The sequence below is a fragment of the Caulobacter sp. SRI_008 genome (assembly GCF_057586355.1).
Genome location: NZ_JBYCZS010000024.1, coordinates 20,218 through 35,543 on the forward strand (window position 1 = coordinate 20,218; position 15,326 = coordinate 35,543).

The following is a 15,326-nucleotide window of genomic DNA, read 5'->3' on the forward strand; positions in this document are numbered from 1 at the left end:
CGGTCAAGCTAGGCCGTGATCGACTTCGACGCCAAGTTGAATCGCGCCACCCCTTTTGGAGCGCATCAGGCGGCGAAACCGCTCAGACTTTCGCCTGACGCGCTCAGCGCGCCACGCTGGCCCGGGCCCGCTTCAGGCCCGGACGGGTGCTGGGCGCGCCGGCTTCGTTCTGCTCCAGGGCGGCCAGCAGGTCAGCCTTGAGGGTCGAGATCTTGCGGCTATCGCCCAGTTTCCCGCCCTCGGCGGTCTGGACGTAGAAGGCGTCGACCGCCCGCTCGCCATAGCCGTCGATATGGGCCGACTGGATGGACAGGCCGTTGTCGGCCAGGGTGCGGGCCAGGGCCTGCAGCAGGCCAGGCCGATCGCGGCCCGAGGCCTCGACGACGGTGGCCTCGTTGGAGGCCTCGTTGTCGACCACCACGGTCGGGGCGATGGCGAAGGCGGCGGTACGGGCCAGTTCCGCGCCGCGCCGGCTCTCGACGCTGACGCCCTCGCCGCGCCCGGCCGCTTCCAGGGCGTCGGCCAGGCGGCGCAGGGCGCGCGGGTTCTCGCAGCCGAGCGGCGCGCCGGTGACGTCCTGCACGTAGAACACGTCCAGCGCCTGCCCCTGGCGGGAGGTGAAGACCCGCGCCCCGACGACGTTGCCGCCCAAGGACGAGATGGCCAAAGCGAGGTCGGCGAACAGGCCGCGACGGTCCTTGGCGGCGATGACGACCTCGGCGGCGTTCGAGCCCGAGGCCACCCGCCCCTCGGCGGCGGCCCCGCCCTGGATGGCGGCGCGGCGGGCGAGAGCGGCGTGGTCAAGCAGGTCCTGCGAGCCGAAGGCGCCGAAATAGGCGTCCTCCATGGCCGCGGCCCAGCCCTTGGCGGCCGGATCGGCGGCGACCAGGGTCTCGCGCGCCCCGGCGGCGGCGGCTTCCTGGTGGCGCTGGACGTGGATGGCCGCGTCGCTGCCGCGCCCGCCGCGGAACACGGCCTCGGTGGCGTTGTAGAGCTCGCGCAGAAGCTGGCCCTTCCAGCCGTTCCACACCCCCGGCCCCACGGCCCGGATGTCGGCGACGGTGATGACCAGCAGCAGGCGCAGGCGCTCGGGGTTCTCGACGATGCGGGCGAAGGCCGCGACCGTGCCGGGATCCGAGACGTCGCGCTTCTGGGCGAAGTCGCTCATCACGAGATGGTTCTCGACCAGCCAGGCGACGAGCTCGACCTTGCTGCGCTCGACGCCCAGGCGCTCGCAGGCGCTGCGGGCCGATCGGGCCCCGGCCTTCTCCTGGCCGCCCACGCCGCCCTTGCCGGTGTCGTGCAGCAGCATGGCCAGGAACAGGGCCTCGCGGTCCTCGATCAGCGGCATGATCGACACGGCCAGCGGGTGGTCTTCCGACAGCCGCCCGGCGGCCATGTCGCCGATCAGGCCGACGGCCCGCAGGGTGTGCTCATCCACCGTGTACGAGTGGTACATGTTGAACTGCATCTGGGCCACGACCCGGCCGAACTCCGGGATGAAGCGGCCCAGCACGCCGGCGTCGTTCATCAGGGTCAGGGTGCGGTAGCTGCGCTTGCCCCGCGCCAGCAGGTCGAGGAAGGCCTGGGTGGCGTGCGGGTCGCGACGCACCTTCGAGGTGATGAGGCCCAGATTGCGGGTCACCGCCGTGAAGGCGTCGGGGTGCAGATCCAGGTCGCGCTCGTCGGCGATCTTGAACAGGCGGATCAGGTTGACCGGATCGCGCTCGAAGACCTCCGGCCCCTCGATGTTCAGCCGGCCGCCGTCCTCGTAGAAGCCCGGCGCGTCCAGGGCCTTGCGCTTGGGCTTGCCGCCCGGGAGGAAGCGCGAGATGCCCTTGGGCTCGTTCTTGAAGTGCTCGGCCTCCAGCTTGGCCGAGAAGGCGCGGGTCAGGGCCCCGACCTCCTTGGCGATCAGGAAGTAGCGGCGCATGAAGCGCTCGACCGCCGGGGCGTCGCCACGGTCGCCATAGCCCATGCGGCGGGCGATCTCGGGCTGCAGGTCGAAGGTCAGGCGCTCTTCGGGCCGGCCGGTCGTGAAGTGCAGGTGGGCGCGCACCGCATGCAGGAAATCGAAGGCGCGGATGAAGGCCTTGGTCTCGCGGCCGGAGAACAGCTCCAGCTTGAAGACGTCCTCGGGCTTGTCGACCGGATGCAGGTACTCGGCGATCCACACCAGGGTGTGCAGGTCGCGAAGACCGCCCTTCCCTTCCTTGACGTTGGGCTCGACCATGTAGCGGCTGGCGCCGGCGCGGGCCTGGCGGTCGTCGCGCTCCTTGAGCTTGGCGGCCACGAACTGCTGGCCGGTGCCCTTCATGACCTCGTCGCGGAAGCGCCTCTTGAGGTCGGCCGCCAGACGCTCGTCGCCGGTCAGCCGCCGCGCCTCGAGGATCGAGGTGCGGATCGTGAAGTCCTCCTTCGACAGGCGGACGCATTCCTCGATGGTGCGCGAGGCGTGGCCGACCTTGAAGCCCAGGTCCCACAGCGCATAGAGCATGTACTCGATCACGCTCTCGACGTGCGGCGTCTGCTTGTAGGGCCGCAGGAACAGCAGATCGATGTCGCTGAACGGCGCCAGGGTGGCGCGGCCGTAACCGCCCACGGCCAGCAGGGCCAGGCGCTCGCCCTCGGTCGGGTTGCGGGCCCGGAACACGTGCACCGTCGTGAAGTCGTAGAGGGCGGTGATCACCTCGTCGGTGACGCCGCTGAGCAGGCGGGCGGTCTCGACCCCGCTGGCGCCGTTCTCCAGCCGCTCCTTGGCGATCATCCGGCCGCGGAACAGGGCCTGCTTGAGAATCTCGATGGCCCGGGCGCGCTGAGCGGCCTCGTCGCCAATGGCGTCCAGCGCGGCGGCCGAGAGGCGCGCGCGCAGGGCGTGGCCGTCGACGACGTGTTCCAGGGGCGTGGGGCGAAGGCGACGGGGCATGACGGTTATATGGTTACCCCAACGAGACGGCCAAAGCAGCCGCCGTGAGCGGCCGCCGCCATGCTCCTATGATTGATCTCAAGCCTTGAGCAGACCCTTAAGACGATAAAGCGCCTCCAGGGCCTCGCGCGGGCTCATGCCGTCGACATCGAGGTCCTTGAGGGCCGCATCGACGACACTGGGCGCCGAAACCGCAGGCGCCGCCATGACCGGGGCCGAGGCCGCGAACAGCGGCAGGTCGTCGAGCTTGGCCGGTGATTCGGTCTTGCTCTCCAGGCGGTCGAGCACCTCCTTGGCGCGGGCGACCACCTGCGGCGGCACGCCGGCCAGCTTGGCCACCTGTACGCCGTAGGAGCGGTCGGCCGGACCGTCGGCCGCCTCGTGCAGGAAGACGAGGTCGCCGTTCCACTCCTTGGCCCGGAGGCTGAGGTTGGAGACGTACGCCATCCGCTCCTCCAGCGTCGCCAGCTCGTGATAGTGCGTGGCGAACAGGGCGCGGCAGCGGTTGGTGTCGTGCAGCGACTCCGCGCAGGCCCAGGCGATGGCCAGGCCGTCATAGGTGGCGGTGCCCCGGCCGATCTCGTCGAGGATGACGAGGCTGCGCGGCGTGGCCTGGGTCAGGATGGCGGCGGTCTCGACCATTTCCATCATGAAGGTCGAGCGGCCCCGGGCCAGGTCGTCGCCGGCGCCGACGCGGCTGAACAGGCGGTCGACCACGCCGAGCCGGAAGCTCTTGGCCGGCACGTAGCAGCCCGACTGCGCCAGGATCGCCAGCAGGGCGTTCTGGCGCAGGAAGGTCGACTTACCGGCCATGTTCGGGCCGGTGACGATGGAAAGACGCGCGGCGACCTCGCCGGCGGCGTCCAGCCGGCAGTCGTTGGGGGTGTAGGGATCGCCGGCGCGGCGCACGGCGGCCTCGACCACCGGGTGGCGGGCGGCCTTGGCCTCGAAAGCCAGCGACTTGTCGACCACCGGCCGCACGGCCCCGGCGTCCTCGGCCCACTCGGCCAGGGCGGCGGCGACGTCGAGACGGGCCAGGGCCTCGGCGGCGGCCTGGATCGGCGCGGCCAGGGCGGCGGCCTCGGCGCGCCAGTCCTCGAAGGCGGCGACCTCCATGGCCAGGGCCCGCTCGGCGGCCTGGGCGATGCGGGCGTCGAGATCGGCCAGCTCCACCGTGGTGAAGCGCACCTGGTTGGCCAGGGTCTGGCGGTGGATGAAGGTGGCGTTCAGCGGCGGCTGGAACAGCGGGTCGGCCTTGCCGGCCGTGGCCTCGACGAAATAGCCGAGCACGCCGTTGTGGCGGATCTTCAGCGGGACGCCCGCCTCTTGAATGAGCCGCTGCTCCAGCGCGGCCACCACCCGGCGGCTGTCGTCGCGCAGGGAGCGGGCCTGGTCGAGCTCGGGACGCACGCCGGGGGCCACGAAGCCGCCGTCGCGGGCCAGGGCCGGCAGGTCGGGACCAAGGCCGGCTTCGAGGGTGCTCAGGAGCTGCGAAATCCCCTGGTGCAGAGACGGCGTCAGGGCCGAGAGCGCGCCCTCCAGCTCGACCGGCGGCGGCGACAGCGGGTCGCCCGAGCCGCCGACCATGCCGGCCAGCTTCTCGCCGGTCTTCAGGCCGTCGCGCAGGCAGGCCAGGTCGCGCGGACCCCCGCGCCCCAGCGCCAGGCGGGCCAGGCCCCGCGCCATGTCGCCCGCGCCCTTCAGCTGCTCGCGCAGGCGCTCGCGCAGGGAGCGGTGATCGACGAACCACTCGACGGCGTCCAGGCGCTGGTCGATGACGGCCGGGTCGAGCAGCGGCCGGGCCAGGCGCGCGGCCAGCATGCGCGCGCCGCCGGCGCTGACCGTGCGGTCGATGACCGCCAGCAGAGAGCCGTTGCGGTCGCCGCCCTGAGTGCGGTCGATCTCCAGGCTGGAGCGGGTGGCCGGGTCGATCGACATGACGTCGGCCTCGGCCGCGCGGCGCGGGGCGCGCAGGGCCGGCAGCTTGCCGGCCTGGGTCATTTCCAGATGCGCGGCGATCAGGCCCAGAGCGCCGACCTCGGCGGGGGAAAGTCCGCCAAAGCCGTCCAGGGTGTCGACGCCGTAGAGGCGCTTGACCCGGGTCTCCGAGGCCTGCGGCTCCGACAGGGCCGAGGGCATGGGCTGGATCAGGCCGCCGCAGATCTTCAGGGTCTGGGCCAGGTGGTCGTCGGACAGCAGGCGGTCGGCGACCAGGGTCTCGGACGGCGACAGGGCCGCCAGCAGCGGGCCGACCCCGTCCTTGCCGGTCGAGAAGCACTCGACCTCGCCGGTGGAGAGCTCGACGGACGCCACGGCGGCCTGGCCGGCGCGGATAGCCACGGCCGCCAGGCGGTTGGCCCCCCGGGCGTCCAGCAGGCCGTCCTCGGTCAGGGTGCCCGGCGTGACCACCCGGACGATGTCGCGGCGGACCACCGACTTGGAGCCGCGCTTCTTGGCCTCGGCCGGATCTTCCATCTGCTCGCAGACGGCGACCTTGAAGCCCATGCGGATCAGCTTGGACACATAGGCCTCGGCCGCGTGGTGCGGCACGCCGGCCATCGGGATCGGCTGGCCGTTGTGGTTGCCCCGGAAGGTCTGCGAGATGCCCAGGGCCGCCGCCGCGCGGATCGCGTCGTCGAAAAACAGCTCGTAGAAATCGCCCATCCGGAAGAACAGCAGCGCGTCGGGCTGCCGGGTCTTCATGTCGAAGAACTGCTGCATCACCGGCGTGGCGCCGGTGGCGTCGAAGGTCTGAGTGGGCGGAGAAACCGGGGCGTTCATCCGACCGGAAACTACAGAGCGTCGCGGTTTTCGTTAAGGGGTGCGACGGGGGTTTTTCGGCCCAGGACGAACTTTCGGCAGGGCCTTGTCGGCCGCCTTTAACGCGGAAAGTTCGCGATCGACTTCCGCACGCCGCGAGATTTTTCGCCGCTCATCGAACAGCCTGTACTGGGCCTTAGCGCCAGCTTCGGCCTGATCGTGTCGGACACGACCGCCGTGATCCAGCACAAGGCGGTTCAGGTTCGCCAATTGCTGGTCCAGCAAGCCAGCGGCCTGCTCCATCGTCACCAGACGGCCGATCTCCAACTGGTCCTCGAAGATGCCGAGCAGAATGTCGGTGAGACGGTTCAATTCCTTGAGTTCCCCTGGGGCCAGATAGTTCTTGGCGATCAGGGCGTCGGCCTGCCGGATCTCGTCCTTTGGCCAGGACTGCAGTCCCATGTTCGGCACAGCGGCGTCGGCGCGCTCTTCCAGCACCTCGGACGGCGTGCGATTGACCACCGCGTAGAACAGCTTGGCCTGGGTGCGGCGATAGAACGTCGTCGCAGCCTGCGAGCTCGGCTCATAGTCCTGGCACATCGCGCAGATGCGCCTGAGCTCGGCGTAGAGATTGGCCTCCGAGGCTCGAATGTCGCGAACGATCTCGCGCAGTTCGCGGACGCGATCGTTCTCTTCAGGATTCTTCAGACGGGCGGCGTCGATGACGAAGCCCTTGGTGGCGAAACGGACCAGGACGCCTGTGGCCCATTTCCGAAACAAGGTTGCTTGAACGGAACTGACTCGGTAGCCAACCGAGATCACCATATCGAGGCTGTAGAGGGTGCCGGGACGCCCCGCGCCAATTACTTGCATTTTTTGCAAGTTATTCGCTTCTGCCAGTTCGCCTTCGTCGAGGATGTTGGTGACGTGGCGATAGATGACGGAAGGGTCCCGCCCAAACAGCTGCGCCATCTGGGCCTGGGTCATCCAGAGAGCGTCGCCGTCATGGCGCAGTTCGACGCTGACGCCGCTTTCGGTCGCGTAGATCAGGAAGCGGTGGCCGTTGTCATCTTCGATCAGATGAACCGGCGTTGCTTGATCCTGCTCCAAGTTCGTCGCCCTCGGTGAATAAGAACGTTGATAGAACAAGAATGCCACAACCGATAGCCATCCCCTGTGGAATCCCCAGCAATAAGTGCGATTGCCCGAGCCAGCCCCCCTCCCTAAGCTCGAACCGAACGCGGGGGCGGCATGAGCGGCGACGGGAATAGCGGGACGAGCACCTACAGGCCCGACTGGCTGCGCAAGCCGACGGCCGACCAGATGGCCGAGTACTATCCGGAGCAGGCGCAGAAGGACGAGGTCGGCGGTTCGGCCGTCATCCGGTGCAAGGTCGGGATCGCAGGACGGCTAAACACCTGCGAAGCCATCAAGGAAACACCCGAAGGCTACGGCTTCGGCCAGGCGGCGGTGCGCCTGTCGGCCGAGTTCCTGATGACCTCGCCGCCGCCCGAACTGATCGACCAGAAGGAGGTGACCATCCCGGTCACCTTCAGTGTTCCGCCGCCCTCGCCGCTGTTCGAGCCGCCCGCCGCCCTGGTGCAGGCCGGGGCCAGGATCACCCGAGCGGTGGACGACGCCGGCCGTTTCGCCCGCTCGGACGCCGGCACGGCGACGATCCTGGCCGCCGCGATCCTGATCGGCGGCCTCTTCGGCCTGATCCGCGCCCTGAAGGCCGATCGCCGGACCGATCTCTAGGCCCGTTCAGACGCGAAAAGGCCCGCCACAAGGGCGGGCCCATCCTGCAACCACATCGGGGCCGTCCGGCCTCAGCTCCCCGTCACTTCTTCCCAGAAGCGCTTGGCCTTGCCGACGAAGTTGGCCGACTTGGGGTTCTGCTTGTCGTCGCACAGGCCGGCCAGCTCCTTGAGGAGCTCCTTCTGCCGGGCCGACAGGTGGGTCGGGGTCTCGACGAACAGCTCGACCACCAGGTCGCCGCGCTGGCGGTTGCGCAGCGACGGCATGCCCTTGCCTTTGAGGCGGACGGTCTTGCCGGTCTGGGCGCCTTCGGGAACCTTGACGCTGACGCGGCAGGTGCCGTCGCAGGTCTCGCCGCCCTTCAGGCACGGGGCCTCGATCTCGCCGCCGAGGGCCGCGACCGTCATCGGCACCGGCACGGTGCAGAGCAGATCCAGGCCGTCGCGCTCGAAGAGCTCGTGCGGGGTCACCGACAGGAAGAGGTAGAGGTCGCCGCGCGGACCGCCGCGCACGCCCGCGTCGCCCTCGCCCGCCAGGCGGATGCGGGCGCCGTCGTCGACGCCGGCCGGGATGCGCACCGACAGGATGCGTTCCTTGCGGACCTGGCCGTGGCCATGGCAGCCGGCGCAGGGGTCGAGCACCAGGCGGCCCGAGCCGCCGCAGCGCGGACAGGCGCGCTCGACCGAGAAGAAGCCTTGCGTGGCGCGCACGCGGCCGGCGCCGCCGCACGAGCCGCAGACGGTGGGGCTGGTGCCGGGCTTGGCGCCCGAGCCGTCGCAGACCTCACAGGTCATGGCCGCCGGGACGGTGATCTCGACCTCGGCGCCGGCATAGGCCTGCTCGAGGCTGATCTCCAGGTCGTAGCGCAGGTCCTGGCCGCGTTGCGGGCCATTGGACTGGCGACGGCCGCCGCCGAACATCTCGCCGAAGACGTCACCGAACACGTCGCCGAAGATGTCGCTGGCGTCGAAGCCCTGGCCGCCGCCGGGACCGCCCTGCGGGCCGTTGACGCCGGCGTGGCCGAAGCGGTCGTAGGCCGCGCGCTTCTGCGGATCGGAGAGAACCGAATAGGCCTCGTTGATCTCCTTGAACCGCCCGCTGGCGTCCTCGCAACCGCCGTTGCGGTCGGGGTGGTGCTGCATCGCCAGCTTGCGGAAGGCGGACTTCAGGCCCGCGTCGTCGCAGGTCCGGTTCACGCCGAGGATTTCGTAATAGTCGCGCATCGGCCTTACATCTCGCCGCGGAAAACGGCTCGACCGCTCCGCGTCAGGTTAACGCTGTTCCAGGCTTTCGCCGCGTCACGGCTCGGGATTTCTGCCAGGCCGCCTGGATCAGGCTCCAGGCGATGACGACGACCAGAACGAGCCAGAACGAATAGCCAAGCAGATATTGAATGGGATGGATCTGATAGGCGGGAAGCGGGTCGGGCAGAAGCCCGGCCTTCTGGGCGATGGCGATCTTTTCCGGCGTCAGGACGTAGTAGGCCTTGTCGTCCCCGGCCACGCCCAGGACGTAGCCGTCGTCCTTCAGATAGAGGCCGCCGCCCAGCCAGTAGGTGGTGATCTTGTTGCCCAGATAGAGGCTCTCGCCGCTCGGCCCGGGAAGCGAGACCGGCGCGATCCGCTGGACCTCTTCCCGCTTGCCGAAGCGCGCGGCGCTCGCCGCCGTCGGCACGAGCAGCATCAGTCCCAGCAGCAGGACGACGAGACGCTTCATGATATCCCCCAACCATAAGATTAGGGAAATCTACCGACGCAACCTTGCGATTGCAACGACGGGACGCGCTTTGCGCCCCTGGGGAGCGCGGCGATGGAAGAGCTTTCGACATCGGCCTGATCGCTACTGACACCCGAATGAGGTGGGGGACGGGGAACCCCGGCGCAAGACGTTCGCGCCCGGGTTCCCCGCGACCCTTGGTCACGCGGCCGGCTTGTCGTTGCCGTCGACTTCCTCGAACTCGGCGTCGACCACGCCGTCGTCCGCGGCGGCTTGCGCGCCGTCAGCGCCCTCGCCGTCCTGCTGCGAGGCGTACATGGCTTCGCCCAGCTTCATCGAGGCCTGGATCAGCGCCTGGGTCTTGGCCTGGATGGCCTCGACGTCTTCGCTTTCCAGAGCGGCCTTCAGCTCGGTGATCCCGGTCTCGATGGCGGCCTTCTCGGGCGCGCCGACCTTGTCGCCGTGATCGGCCAGGGCCTTCTCGGTCGAGTGCAGGATCGCCTCGCCCTGGTTCTTGGCCTCGACCAGCTTCTTCTTCTGCTCGTCGGCGGCCTTGTTGGCCTCGGCTTCCTTGACCATGCGCTCGATGTCCGCGTCCGACAGGCCGCCATTGGCCTGGATGCGGATCGAGTGCTCCTTGTTGGTCGCCTTGTCCTTGGCGTGGACCTGGACGATGCCGTTGGCGTCGATGTCGAACGTGACCTCGATCTGCGGCACGCCGCGCGGCGCCGGCGGGATGCCCACCAGGTCGAACTGGCCGAGGATCTTGTTGTCCACGGCCATCGGGCGTTCGCCCTGGAACACGCGGATGGTCACGGCCGACTGGTTGTCGTCGGCGGTCGAGAAGGTCTGCGAGCGCTTGGTCGGGATGGTGGTGTTGCGCTCGATCAGCGGGGTGAACACGCCGCCCAGAGTCTCGATGCCCAGCGTCAGCGGGGTCACGTCGAGCAGCAGCACGTCCTTGACGTCGCCTTGCAGCACGCCGGCCTGGACGGCCGCGCCCAGCGCCACGACTTCATCGGGGTTCACACCCTTGTGGGGTTCGCGACCGAAGAAGTCCTGCACCGCCTGCTGGACCTTGGGCATGCGGCTCATGCCGCCGACCAGGATCACTTCGTCGATGTCGCTCTTCTTGAGGCCGGCGTCCTTGAGGGCCTGTTCGCACGGACCGATGGTGCGGGCGATCAGGTCGTCGACCAGGGCTTCCAGCTTGGCGCGCGACAGCTTGATGTTCAGGTGCAGCGGGCCCGAGGCGTTCATGCTGATGAACGGCAGGTTGACCTCATACTGAGCCGTCGAGGACAGCTCTTTCTTGGCCTTTTCCGCCTCTTCGCGCAGGCGCTGGAGAGCCAGCTTGTCCTTGCGCAGGTCGACGCCCTGCTCCTTCTTGAACTCGTCGGCCAGGTAGTCGACGATCCGAAGGTCGAAGTCCTCGCCGCCCAGGAAGGTGTCGCCGTTGGTCGACTTCACCTCGAACACGCCGTCGCCGATCTCAAGGATCGAGACGTCGAAGGTGCCGCCGCCGAGGTCGTAGACGGCGATCTTCTTGCCGTCATTCTTGTCCAGGCCATAGGCCAGGGCGGCCGCGGTCGGCTCGTTGATGATGCGCAGCACTTCCAGGCCGGCGATCTTGCCGGCGTCCTTGGTAGCTTGGCGCTGGGCGTCGTTGAAGTAGGCCGGAACGGTGATGACGGCCTTGGAGACCGGCTCGCCGAGGTGGGCTTCGGCGGCTTCCTTCATCTTCTGCAGAATGAAGGCCGAGACTTCCTGGGGCGAGTAGTCCTTGCCGTGGGCCTTGACCCAGGCGTCGCCGGTCGGACCCTTGACGATCTCGTAGGGCACCATGCCCTTGTCCTTCTCGACCACCGGGTCGTTCGCGTTGCGGCCAATCAGGCGCTTGATCGCGAACAGGGTGTTGGTCGGGTTGGTCACGGCCTGGCGCTTGGCGGGCTGGCCGACCAGGCGCTCACCGTCCTCAAGGAAGCCGACCACCGACGGGGTGGTGCGAGCGCCTTCGGCGTTCTCGATCACCTTCGGGTTCTTGCCGTCCATGATGGCCACGCACGAATTCGTGGTGCCAAGGTCGATACCGATAATCTTGCTCATGTGTGGTGCCTGCAGCTCCTCGAATGGCGGACGGCGGTGACAAGGGCCTCATGAAAGCGCCCCGGTTTTTCTCGGTCCGTCCCCGTTGGTCGCGTTGATCCAAAATCCTGCCGCCCGCGAACGGGCGAAAGGAGAGGGTTCAATCGAAGTTGACGAGCCCGTCAACCCCGCTTCGATGCCCGATATGGGGGATACGCAGCGACCCGCAAGCCCATTCCCGCAGGGAAAGAAGGGGAATCTGCAAGACAGAAGGCCGCAGCGTCGGGCTGTCGACGCTGCGGCGATGCTTTGAAAGGCCCGTTCAGCCGGCCTTGGCGACCCAGGCGGTGATCGCCGGCAGGCGCTCGGACCGCACCTTGGCCCGATATTCGATGGCCGCGATCGCCTTGTCGGCCTCCTTGCGCGAGCCTTCGGCCAGGTTCGCCGCCGCCCAGGCCTTCAGCCTGGCGGCCGTCTCCGGCTTGCCCGAGGCGGTGGCGAGGCTGGGGATGAAGCGGGTGCGGGCGCCGTTGTCGACCTTGTCGTTGACCGCGTCCTTGTGGGCGGCGGCGAAGTCGAAGGCCAGGTCCGGATGGCGGCCGGCCACGCCCGAGATCATGCTCGAGGCGTTGGTCTCGCCCGGCTCGGCGGTCAGGGCCAGGTCCAGCGCCTTGCGGGCCAGGGCCTCGTCGCGGGCCGAGGCCAGCAGGCTGTAGAGCTGGGCGCGGACCAGCGGGGTCTTCTCGGCCGCCGCCCGGGCATGGATCGCGTCCCAGGTCGCCGCGTCGGCGTTGACCGCCACCACGCCGAGGATCGCCTTGCGCAGCGGACCGGGGATCGCGGTCGGATCGGTCTTGTCGGCGGCGAAGCGCCGCTGCGCCTCGGCGACCACCGCCGGGTCGCCCAGTTCGCCCAGCGTGGCGATCAGGTCGCCGCGCAGAATGGCCACCGGATCGGGCTCGCCGGCCTTGGGCGCCCAGCCCACGCGGTCCAGCATCGGCGCCAGGCGGGCGACGGCCAGCTTGCGGAAGGCGGCGCGCTCGGGCTGGCCCTGGTAGTAGCCGTCGATGGCCGACAGCACCGAGGCCACCTTGGACAGCACCTGCGGGTCGGCGTCGGCCGGCGCAGCGGCGATCAGGTCCAGGGCGTCGGCCGCGCCCTGCTGGCCCGCCGTGCCCATGGCCCAGGCGTCGGACAGCAGGCCCAACTGGTCGATGGCCGCCAGCTTGCCGAAGCTGGCCGCCAGAGCCTGGAAGCGGGCCGGCGCGTAGAGGGTGCGGTAGTAGCCGCTCTGGCCGGCGTTGACGACGACCGGGCCGCAGCCCTCGACCGTCAGGCTGGCCTTGCCGCCCTCGACCACGGTCTTGGCGATGCTCGAGCCGTCCAGCGCCTTGGCGTTGACCGGCACGCGCCAGGCCAGCGGCGTCTTGTTGGGGAAGTCCTTGCTGTACTCGCCCTGGGTCAGGGTCAGGACCTGCTTGCCGGCCTGGCAGGCGCCGCCGTCGACGCGGATCAGCGGCACGCCAGGCTGCAGGGTGAAGTCGTGGGCGATGGCGGTGATCGGCTTGCCCGCCGAGGCCTCGACCGCCTTCCACAGGTCGTCGCTGACCGTGTTGCCGTAGGCGTGGGCCTTGATGTAGGCGCGCACGCCGCTGCGCCAGGCGTCCTCGCCGACATAGCCCTCGAGCATGCGGATCACCGCCTCGCCCTTCTGGTAGGTGATGCCGTCGAAGGCCTGGCTGGCCTGCTCCACCGTCTCGACGTGCTGCACCACCGGGTGGGTCGAGGACAGGCCGTCGAGGTTCATGGCGTATTCGCGCCCCGCCACCGCGCCCAGTTCCGACTTCCACTCGGGATGGAACTTCTCGGTGGCCCGGCCCTCCATCCACGAAGCGAAGCCTTCGTTGAGCCACAGGTCGTCCCACCAGGCCATGGTCACCAGGTTGCCGAACCACTGGTGGGCGGTCTCGTGGGCGATGGTGGTGTAGACGTTCTGGGCGTCGCGCTGGGTCGAGATCGCCGGATCCATCAGCAGGGCGTATTCGAAATAGAAGATCGCCCCCCAGTTCTCCATGGCGCTGAAGAACTGGCTGCGGCCGGGGGCGGCGATGTGGTCGAGCACCGGCAGCGGATAGTCGACGCCGAAATAGTCGTTGTACCAGGCCACCAGCGGCCCGGCGGATTCCAGGGCGAACCTGGCCTTGGGCAGGTCGCCCTTCTTGGTGACCACCCCGATGTCGACCCCGGCGGACTTGATGCTGGCGCGGTCGAACTCGCCCAGGCCGAAGAACAGCAGATAGGTCGACATCTTCGGCGAGGTCGCGAAGGTCACCCGCGTCTTGCCGCCGGGAAGGTCGACGCTCTTGGCGAACGGCATGTTGCCCAGGGCCATCTGGCCGGTGGGGATGGTCGCCTCGACGCTGAACGTGGCCTTGTGGAACGGCTCGTCCCACGAGGGGATGAACCGGCGGGCGTCGGAGTTCTCGAACTGGGTGTAGAGGGCGCGCCTGGAGCCCTCCTCGGTGTCGTAGTCGAGGGCGAACAGGCCCGCGGCCTGGGTGTAGATCTTGCCGGCGTAGTCGGCGCTCAGCAGATGCTTGCCCTTGGCCAGGGGCGCGGCCAGGGTGAAGGTCACGGTCTGAGCCTCGTCGTCGACCGTGACGGTCGCCGGCTTGCCGTCGATCGCGGCCTTGGCGAAGGTCAGGTCGGCCGCCTGCAGGGTCAGGGTGCGGGTCGGCTGCGTCACCTCGACGGCGATCTTCACCGAGGCGGTGAAGCTCATCTTGGCCGCATCGGGCGTGAACGAGAGGTCGTAGTGGATCGGATGGGCGTTGCGCGGCAGCTGGGTGGTGACCGTGGCGGGCGTCGCGCCCTTGGTTCCGATCGGGACGGTCGCCGCCAGGGCGGCCTCGGAAGCGAAAAGCAGCGCGACCGCCGCGGCGGTGGACAGAAGACGACGCATGTACGGCCCTGGTATGCAACGATCGTGCGGCCAACGGCCGCTTGGCGCGAAACCAACACCCATCCGGCCGCTGGGCGGCATTAATTCCGCGTAATGATGAACCCCGTCAGCCTCGTACCCGGCTTCGATCTCTGGCCCGGCCTGTTGTCGCCGGACGCTCAGCAGGCGCTGGTCGAGACCGTGCTGGCGGCCGCCGCGATCGCGCCGCCGGCCCACTACGCAACGCCCTACGGCAAGGCGATGAGCGTGGCCATGACCAGCCTCGGCCCGCTCGGCTGGACCAGCGACGCCGACGGCTACCGCTATGCAGACCGCCATCCCGGCACGGACGCGCCCTGGCCGGAAATCCCCCAGGCCCTGCTCGATCTCTGGGCGCGGTTCGGCGACCCCGAGGTCCCGCCCGACGCCTGCCTGGTCAACCTCTACGGCCCCGAGGCCCGCATGGGCCTGCACCAGGACCGCGACGAGGCCGACCCGCGCTTTCCGGTGCTGTCGATCTCGCTGGGCGACACGGCGGTGTTCCGCATCGGCGGAACCTCGCGCAAGGACCCGACTCGCTCGGTGCGGCTGTCATCGGGCGACGTCTGCCGGCTGTCGGGGCCCGCGCGTCTGGCCTTCCACGGCGTGGACCGGATCCTGCCGGGCTCCTCGCGGCTCGTGCCGGGCGGAGGGCGGATCAATTTGACCTTGAGAAGGGCGCGGCCGGGCTAGTTCTCAGACCTGAGAAGTTCCTGATTGTAGACCAGGGCGTAGGCGGCGGCCTTCTTGTTGAACCGTGCATGCCCGAAGTCACGGATCTGGTCGCCGGTGTCCTCGATGAACAGGACCGGCCGACCAGCGGCGGCGGGGTCGTCTACGCCGGGAACGAGGGCGCTGTAGCCATGGACGCCCAGCAGGTGATGGTCTCCGCGGCCGAGCGCCTTGGCGGCGTCCGCCCGGGCGTTGCCGGGATTCACCTGCGCCATCGAAAGCCTGATCTCGTCCCGCGCCACGGGCTGGCCCGCGTGCGGGTTCGCATACGGCGGCGAACACCCGGTGATCGCCACCAGCAGCAAGAGCCAGGCTGTCCGTTTCATTCCAGTCCCCCGCCCATCGGCGAGCACCATGGTTATGACGGTC

General features: G+C 69.1%; 10 protein-coding genes. 2 read left to right on the forward strand and 8 right to left on the reverse strand.

The window, feature by feature from the left end:
- Window positions 1-103: 103 nt before the first annotated feature.
- The 3 genes from AC2YHT_RS19700 to rhuM all read right to left on the reverse strand — a co-directional run bounded on the left by AC2YHT_RS19700 (window position 104) and on the right by rhuM (window position 6,796).
- A complete protein-coding gene (locus tag AC2YHT_RS19700; RefSeq protein ID WP_487291598.1) occupies window positions 104-2,926 on the reverse strand; it encodes a [protein-PII] uridylyltransferase in 2,823 nt (940 codons plus the stop codon).
- Window positions 2,927-3,004: 78 nt separating this feature from the next.
- Complete coding sequence (mutS, locus tag AC2YHT_RS19705; protein ID WP_487291599.1) at window positions 3,005-5,707, reverse strand: DNA mismatch repair protein MutS; 2,703 nt, start codon at window positions 5,705-5,707, stop codon at window positions 3,005-3,007.
- Window positions 5,708-5,740: 33 nt separating this feature from the next.
- Window positions 5,741-6,796 (reverse strand): RhuM family protein, encoded by a 1,056-nt coding sequence (gene rhuM, locus AC2YHT_RS19710; RefSeq protein ID WP_487291600.1) that lies wholly within the window; start codon window positions 6,794-6,796, stop codon window positions 5,741-5,743.
- Between the two features lie 141 nt (window positions 6,797-6,937).
- Here rhuM and AC2YHT_RS19715 point away from each other — a divergent pair, with 141 nt between their 5' ends.
- The gene (locus tag AC2YHT_RS19715) at window positions 6,938-7,444 is read left to right on the forward strand and encodes an energy transducer TonB family protein (protein ID WP_487291601.1); all 507 of its coding nucleotides are present in this window, start codon (window positions 6,938-6,940) and stop codon (window positions 7,442-7,444) included.
- Between the two features lie 71 nt (window positions 7,445-7,515).
- On the opposite strand, the gene dnaJ is transcribed toward AC2YHT_RS19715, so the two are convergent.
- From dnaJ to AC2YHT_RS19735, 4 genes are all read right to left on the reverse strand, one after another.
- Window positions 7,516-8,667, reverse strand: a complete 1,152-nt coding sequence (gene dnaJ / locus AC2YHT_RS19720; RefSeq protein WP_487291602.1) for a molecular chaperone DnaJ — start codon at window positions 8,665-8,667, stop codon at window positions 7,516-7,518.
- A gap of 43 nt (window positions 8,668-8,710) precedes the next feature.
- On the reverse strand, window positions 8,711-9,160 hold the full coding sequence (locus AC2YHT_RS19725) for a hypothetical protein (RefSeq protein WP_487291603.1): 450 nt from the start codon (window positions 9,158-9,160) through the stop codon (window positions 8,711-8,713).
- Window positions 9,161-9,361: 201 nt separating this feature from the next.
- Window positions 9,362-11,266, reverse strand: coding sequence for a molecular chaperone DnaK (dnaK, locus tag AC2YHT_RS19730; RefSeq protein ID WP_487291604.1), 1,905 nt, complete (start codon window positions 11,264-11,266; stop codon window positions 9,362-9,364).
- 301 nt (window positions 11,267-11,567) lie between these two features.
- Window positions 11,568-14,207 (reverse strand): M1 family metallopeptidase, encoded by a 2,640-nt coding sequence (locus AC2YHT_RS19735; RefSeq protein WP_487291605.1) that lies wholly within the window; start codon window positions 14,205-14,207, stop codon window positions 11,568-11,570.
- A 93-nt stretch (window positions 14,208-14,300) separates the two neighbouring features.
- On the opposite strand from AC2YHT_RS19735, the gene AC2YHT_RS19740 reads away from it, so the two are divergent.
- Window positions 14,301-14,918: an alpha-ketoglutarate-dependent dioxygenase AlkB gene (locus AC2YHT_RS19740; RefSeq protein WP_487291606.1), complete on the forward strand. Its 618-nt coding sequence runs from the start codon at window positions 14,301-14,303 to the stop codon at window positions 14,916-14,918.
- Here the strand turns inward: AC2YHT_RS19740 and AC2YHT_RS19745 are convergent.
- Window positions 14,915-15,283, reverse strand: coding sequence for a hypothetical protein (locus AC2YHT_RS19745; protein ID WP_487291607.1), 369 nt, complete (start codon window positions 15,281-15,283; stop codon window positions 14,915-14,917). The two genes, AC2YHT_RS19740 and AC2YHT_RS19745, sit on opposite strands and share 4 nt — an antisense overlap.
- Between the last annotated feature and the right edge of the window lie 43 nt (window positions 15,284-15,326).

What these genes read in the sequence shown, in the direction of transcription:
- AC2YHT_RS19745 (WP_487291607.1), bottom strand. Translation starts at nt 15,283, where the DNA reads ATGAAACGGACAGCCTGGCTCTTGCTGCTGGTGGCGATCACCGGGTGT.
- dnaJ (WP_487291602.1), bottom strand. Translation starts at nt 8,667, where the DNA reads ATGCGCGACTATTACGAAATCCTCGGCGTGAACCGGACCTGCGACGAC.
- AC2YHT_RS19715 (WP_487291601.1), top strand. Translation starts at nt 6,938, where the DNA reads ATGAGCGGCGACGGGAATAGCGGGACGAGCACCTACAGGCCCGACTGG.
- dnaK (WP_487291604.1), bottom strand. Translation starts at nt 11,266, where the DNA reads ATGAGCAAGATTATCGGTATCGACCTTGGCACCACGAATTCGTGCGTG.
- AC2YHT_RS19735 (WP_487291605.1), bottom strand. Translation starts at nt 14,207, where the DNA reads ATGCGTCGTCTTCTGTCCACCGCCGCGGCGGTCGCGCTGCTTTTCGCT.
- AC2YHT_RS19725 (WP_487291603.1), bottom strand. Translation starts at nt 9,160, where the DNA reads ATGAAGCGTCTCGTCGTCCTGCTGCTGGGACTGATGCTGCTCGTGCCG.
- AC2YHT_RS19700 (WP_487291598.1), bottom strand. Translation starts at nt 2,926, where the DNA reads ATGCCCCGTCGCCTTCGCCCCACGCCCCTGGAACACGTCGTCGACGGC.
- AC2YHT_RS19740 (WP_487291606.1), top strand. Translation starts at nt 14,301, where the DNA reads ATGATGAACCCCGTCAGCCTCGTACCCGGCTTCGATCTCTGGCCCGGC.
- mutS (WP_487291599.1), bottom strand. Translation starts at nt 5,707, where the DNA reads ATGAACGCCCCGGTTTCTCCGCCCACTCAGACCTTCGACGCCACCGGC.